Raw genomic sequence first — 5613 nt, forward strand, 5'->3', positions numbered from 1 at the left:
GTGGGGTCATGGCGGGTCGGGGCCGTTGCCGCACGGCACGCGCACGCTGGCCGATCTGGCCCGGCACATGGTCGAGCTGCTGGACCGGCTCGAGATCGGGCGCTGCGTCGTCATCGGATCGTCGGTCGGCGGCATGTGGGGCGCGCATCTTGCCGCGCGTGCGCCGGAACGGGTCGCCGGGCTGGTGCTGATGAACACCCATCTCGGGGAGGAACCCTGGGCCACCCGGCTGACCTACACAGCGATGCTCGACCAGATCGAGGCCGCCGGCCGGGTCAGCGAGGAACTGGTCGCGGCGATCACGCCGTTGTTCTTCGCCCCGGACATCGAGAAGCGCCTGCCGGCATTGCCGGACCGGCTGCGCCAGCAGATCCACGGCTTCGATGCCGAAGCCCTGCGCCGGTCGATCGTGCCGCTGGGACGGGTGATCTTCGGCCGCACCGACGCGCTCAGCCTGCTGCCGGACATCGTGGCGCCCACGCTGGTCATCGCCGGCGAGCATGATCGTGCGCGGCCGCCGGAGGAGAGCCGTACGATGGCGGAGATTCTCCAGGCCGAGCTGGTCACGATTCCGGGCTGCGGGCATACCGCCACGCTCGAACGACCGGATGCGGTCAATGCGGCGCTGCTGCGATTCCTGGACCGGCTGGGCTGGGGCACCGCACCCGAAGCCGCCGCCGAGTCCCGGTCGAGGGCCGGCAGCTGGTGGTGAAAGCGGTGCTGGCGGCGGCGCAGGCCGGCGTCAGGGGCGGTGACCGGCTCGGTGACTGACGGCCATGCCGGGTCCGGTGGCGGCAGCACCGCCCCTGGCCCCGGCTGGCCGCTCTGCCCGCCGCAGGGCGTCACGCAGCCGCCGCTCGGTCACGCGCAGGCGGACTTCGGTGGACGCCAGGGCGGCGAGCGCCAGCAGGGCCTGTGCCTCGTGCTCCTGCAGCACCCGGGGCCGATAGTCGATGACGCACAGCGAGCCCACGGCGAAGCCTTCATTGTCGAGAATCGGCGTGCCGGCATAGAAGCGGAGCCCGGGTTCGCCCGCGACCGCCGGATTGTCGGCAAAGCGCGGATCGCTCGCCAGATCCTCGACCGAGAAGACGGCCTTCTGCAGGATCGTGTAGTTGCAGAATGCCCAGCTCCGCGGCGTCTCCGGAAGATCCAGCCCGAAGCGCGACTTGAACCACTGCCGCGTGGGCGTGAGCAGGGTGAGCAGCGAGATCGGTGCGCCGAGCGCCTGGGCGGCCAGCCAGGTCACCCGGTCGAACGCCTCCTCGGGTGCCGTGTCCAGCAGCCCGGTGCGCTCCAGCGCCGCCAGCCGCTGGCCCTCGTTGAGCGCGATCGGAAAGGCGGTGCCGGTCGGCACCGTCACAGGTCCGGCATCGGCCAGAGAGCGGCGCAGCGCGGCTACCGCCTGTTCCGGCGTGCCGCTGCGGATCACCCGGCCCTGCCCGTCGGCACCCGCGACCGGCCCGTCGGCCACCGCCAGGATCCGGCTGTGGCCCAGCAACGGGTCCGCCAGGACGCTCTGCAGGAACGCCAGCCGCAAAGGATCCGCATCCGCCAGATCGACCAGCACGGCGCAGGGGCGGATGGCGCCGATCGCAAGGAGCGCTGCATGGGTGTCGGTGAAGAGCTCTGCCGTGCATTCGCCCATGCCGGCGAACAGGAGTTCGTAGCAGGGCAGCCGATCGGCCGATGCCAGGACCACGGCGGTCGCGGATGGCAGGGGCGTGGCGGGTGGTCGGCCCTCGATCAACGCCTCGATGTCGGCGCGATAAACGCGGCGATGCCCGCCCGGCGTCTTCCATGACGGGATGGAGCCGCCCTCGATGAGCAACTGGGCCGTACGCACCGAGACGCCGAGCAGCCTGGCCGTGTCGGCCGTGGTCAGGATGTCCTTCTGCGCCTTGCCCATCACGTTCCTTCCGCGGCCGACCGGAGCGCGCCACCGCCTGCCGCTGCCGGCTGGCTCTTGAGCATAGCGGTTGCCGCAAAAAATGAAACACTTGCTAAATTTGATAGAATTGATAATCGGCTGTACGGCTCAAATGCCAGCGGGCCTCGTCATGACAGCGCCCCCTGGCCACGGAACCGGCCGCATCGTCCGGAGCACGCCCCCGCGTGCATGAAGCCCGGTCATGCAAGGAGGACATTGCAGATGGTGAACGAAGCCGCTTCTCCCGAGGATCGAGATTTTTCCCGGCGGGCACGGGAGAACCAGGCACGGCTGACTGCCGGGCTTCGGTCCCATTACGACTTCATCGTCTGCGGTGCCGGTGCCTCCGGCTCGGTGGTGGCCCGGCGCCTGGCGGAGAACGCGGCTGTCCAGGTGCTGCTGGTCGAAGCCGGCGGCAGCGACGATGCCGAGACCGTGCTGGACCCGGCCCGGTGGCCCGAGAACCTGGGCAGCGCGCGGGACTGGGGGTTCCAGGCGGAGCCGAACCCGCATCTGAACGGCCGCACGCTGGCCATGTCGATGGGCAAAGGGCTGGGCGGCGGCTCCAGCGTCAATGTCATGGTCTGGGCGCGTGGGCACCGCAGCGACTGGGACTTCTTCGCCTCGGCATCGGGCGACCCCGGCTGGGGCTACGATGCGGTGCTGGGCATCTATCGCCGGATCGAGAACTGGCAGGGGATGCCCGACCCCCGTTACCGGGGGAGTTCGGGGCCGGTCTGGGTCCAGCCGGCCGCCGATCCGAGCCCGGTCGCCCACGCCATGCTCGACGCGGCCCGAGAGCTCGGCATCCCGACCTTCGCCCACCCGAACGGTCGGATGATGGAAGGGGATGGGGGTGCCGCCATCTCCGACATGCTGGTTCGCGGCGGCCGGCGTCATTCGCTTTATCGCGCCTATGTCCGGCCCTGGCTGGACCGGCCCAACCTGACGGTGCTGACCGACACGGTCGTGCGCCGCGTGGTGATCCATGACCGGCGCGCCATCGGCGTCGAAATCGTCCGTGGGGGGCAGGTCGAGACGATTGGGGCGGGCGCGGAAGTCGTGCTGTCGCTGGGCGCCATCCAGACGCCCAAGCTGCTGATGCATTCGGGGATCGGCGATCTCCGGGAACTCGGCCGGTTCGGGATCCCGGTGGTGCAGCACCTGCCGGGCGTGGGGCGGAATTTTCAGGACCACGTGTCGTTCGGCTGCACCTGGGAATATCGGGAACCGATCGCCCCGCGGAACAGCGGCAGCGAGGCGACGCTCTACTGGAAGAGTCGTCCTGGCCTGGACGCACCGGACCTCCTGTTCTGCCAGGTCGAGTTCCCCGTGCCGAGCGAGCGGACCGCGGCGCTGGGCGTGCCGGCGCATGGCTGGACGATGTTCGCCGGCCTGGCGCACCCCCAGAGCCGCGGCCGCCTGCGCCTGCAGAGCGCGGATCCGATGAGCCCGCTCGTGATCGACGCGAACATGCTGGCCGAGCCCGCGGACATGGCGACCGCCAGGGCCTGCGTCGACCTGTGCCGTGCCCTGGGCAATGCCCGGGCGTTTTCGCCCTTCGTCCGGCGCGAGGCCATGCCCGGTGCGCTCAGCGGCGCGGCGCTGGAAACCTATATCCGCGATGCCGCCGTCACCTACTGGCACCAGAGCGGCACCGCGAAGATGGGGCGGGACGAGCTGTCCGTCGTGGACGGCGCGCTCAAGGTCTACGGCATCGAGGCGCTGCGCGTGGCGGACGGCTCGATCATGCCACGGGTGACGACCGGGAACACCCAGGCCCCCTGCGCGGTCATCGGCGAGCGGGCCGCCCAGATGCTCCGCGCGGCGCATGGCCTATGACCATCGCCTGCTGAAGGCGATCCCCCCTGGCGGCAAGCCCAGGGGAACAACGGCAGCAGCCGCGAAGCTTCCTTGCAGCCACCGGCCTGGCCGGCCGCCCCGACGGGGTCCCGCGCGCCTGCCGCCCGAACCGGAAGTTCCTGGTCCGATGCAGCATCTGGTGAACGTGAGACCGTGCCAGGCCCGAGCACTGCCGTCATGGCAGCTCCTGCGCCGTGTGCTGGTGGTCGATGACGACTCCCATGTCCGCAGCATGATCACGAGCTATCTTGCGGATCATCGCTACCTCGCCGTCGGTTCGTCCGGCAGCGAGATGGCGCGTCATCTGCAGTCCAACCAGTTCAGCCTCGTGGTCCTGGATGTCTGGCCGGCAGCATTCGACGGCTTCGACCTGTTGCGCCAGATCCGGGCCTGCTCCGACGTCCCGGTGATCCTGATCACCGGGCAGCATGAGGACGATATCGACCGCGTCCTCGGGCTCGAGCTCGGTGCGGACGACTTTCTCTGTGCGCCGCTCGACCTTCGCGAACTGCTCGCGCGTGCCCGCGCCATTCTGCGGCGCCAGCAGGCGGGCCGGCAATCGATGGCAGAGCCGCTCAGGGGTGGTTACCGCTTCCATGGCTGGGAGCTGCACTATCGCGCCAGGGTCCTGAAGGACCCGGCAGGTGCGATCGTCGGCCTGACCAGGAAGGAGTTCGCCCTGCTGGTGGCATTTCTCGAGGCACCGGGCCGGCCGCTCTCCCGGGTCCATCTCCTGCGGGCGACCAGGACGCATGAGGACATCTTCGATCGCAGCATCGACGTCCAGGTGCTGAGGCTGCGACGCAAGATCGAGACCGATCCTTCCGCCCCCCGGCTGATCAGGACCGAACGCGGCCTGGGCTATGTCCTGGACGCGGACGTGGAGATCCTGTTCTGAGACCGGCCGGGCCGTCAGGCTTCCGGCTGCGCGATGCTCTGGCTGCCGATATGGCGGTAGACGGCGTCGCGCAGCCGCCTGATGTCGCGGTTGAGCTCAGCGAGCTGGGAAGGCGACTGCCCCGATGCCGCGAGCAGCGCCTCGCCGAGGCAGCCGGCCCGGGCGCGAAGATCGCGGCCCCGTCCGGTCAGCTCGACCATGACCTGCCGCTCGTTGCCGGGGTTGCGCGTCCGGCGGACCAGGCCGGCGGCTTCGAGCCGCTTGAGCAGCGGCGTCAGCGTGCTCGACTCGAGCGCCAGCCGCTCGGCGATGCCGCCGACGGTCTGGCCGTCCTCGCGCCACAGGACATTAAGCACGAGATATTGCGGGTAGGTCAGCCCGAGCCCGTCGAGCAGGGGTTTGTAGGCGCGCTGGATGGCCATGCCTGCCGAGTAGACGGCAAAGCAGAGCTGGTCGTCCAGCGGCACCGGGCCGGTTGCGTCCTCGGTCATGGCAAGCTCCTCCCCGTCCGATTACGGGAGCCGCGATAACACATATCGCGATAAATTTTTGTGGACAAGAGAGCGACTCGTCGTTACCTAGTTAGTTATCGCGATAATGATTGTCGCGAATGATGCAGCCTTGTTCCCCGACCACCCTGGCTAGGAATGCACCCATGATCAGCAGGATCCAGAAGCTCGCCATCGCTGCCGCTGCCGCGGTGAGTGTCGCGGGCCCGGCCCATGCCGAACCGTCCGATGGCAAGCCTGTGGACCAGGTGCCCAGGAATGTCGTGCTGGTTCACGGCGCGTTCGCCGACGGTTCGGGCTGGCGCGGGGTGTATGACGAGCTGACGGCGCGCGGCTATCGCGTGACCATCGTCCAGAACCCGCTGACCTCGCTGGCCGACGACGTCGCGGCGACGCGCCGGGTGCTCGACCGC

General features: G+C 69.5%; 5 protein-coding genes and 1 pseudogene. 4 read left to right on the plus strand and 2 right to left on the minus strand.

Translation table 11 applies throughout. From position 1 onward, the window contains the following. On the plus strand, nt 1-712 hold a 712-nt coding region (locus tag VNS22_RS05820), incomplete at its 5' end, for an alpha/beta fold hydrolase (RefSeq protein WP_325730527.1). 30 nt (nt 713-742) lie between these two features. Here the strand turns inward: VNS22_RS05820 and VNS22_RS05825 are convergent. After that, nucleotides 743-1909 (minus strand): GAF domain-containing protein, encoded by a 1167-nt coding sequence (locus VNS22_RS05825; RefSeq protein WP_325730529.1) that lies wholly within the window; start codon nt 1907-1909, stop codon nt 743-745. A gap of 243 nt (nt 1910-2152) precedes the next feature. Between VNS22_RS05825 and VNS22_RS05830 the strand changes: the two genes are divergently transcribed. Both VNS22_RS05830 and VNS22_RS05835 read left to right on the plus strand, forming a co-directional pair. Continuing rightward, nucleotides 2153-3772 carry a GMC family oxidoreductase gene (locus tag VNS22_RS05830; protein ID WP_325730531.1) on the plus strand — a complete coding sequence of 540 codons (1620 nt, stop codon included), beginning with the start codon at nt 2153-2155 and terminating at the stop codon, nt 3770-3772. A gap of 160 nt (nt 3773-3932) precedes the next feature. Beyond that, complete coding sequence (locus VNS22_RS05835) at nt 3933-4691, plus strand: winged helix-turn-helix domain-containing protein (protein ID WP_325730533.1); 759 nt, start codon at nt 3933-3935, stop codon at nt 4689-4691. Between the two features lie 14 nt (nt 4692-4705). On the opposite strand, the gene VNS22_RS05840 is transcribed toward VNS22_RS05835, so the two are convergent. After that, nucleotides 4706-5182, minus strand: a complete 477-nt coding sequence (locus tag VNS22_RS05840) for a MarR family transcriptional regulator (RefSeq protein ID WP_325730535.1) — start codon at nt 5180-5182, stop codon at nt 4706-4708. 164 nt (nt 5183-5346) lie between these two features. On the opposite strand from VNS22_RS05840, the pseudogene VNS22_RS05845 reads away from it, so the two are divergent. Continuing rightward, nucleotides 5347-5613, plus strand: a pseudogene (locus tag VNS22_RS05845) (alpha/beta hydrolase); the annotation flags it as partial.

Origin of the sequence: Geminicoccus sp., from assembly GCF_035556675.1 — a bacterium.
GTDB lineage: Bacteria > Pseudomonadota > Alphaproteobacteria > Geminicoccales > Geminicoccaceae > Geminicoccus.

Bases quoted from the DNA above. Each gene is read 5' to 3' on its own strand.
- VNS22_RS05830 (WP_325730531.1), top strand. From the start codon at position 2,153: ATGGTGAACGAAGCCGCTTCTCCCGAGGATCGAGATTTTTCCCGGCGG.
- VNS22_RS05840 (WP_325730535.1), bottom strand. From the start codon at position 5,182: ATGACCGAGGACGCAACCGGCCCGGTGCCGCTGGACGACCAGCTCTGC.
- VNS22_RS05825 (WP_325730529.1), bottom strand. From the start codon at position 1,909: ATGGGCAAGGCGCAGAAGGACATCCTGACCACGGCCGACACGGCCAGG.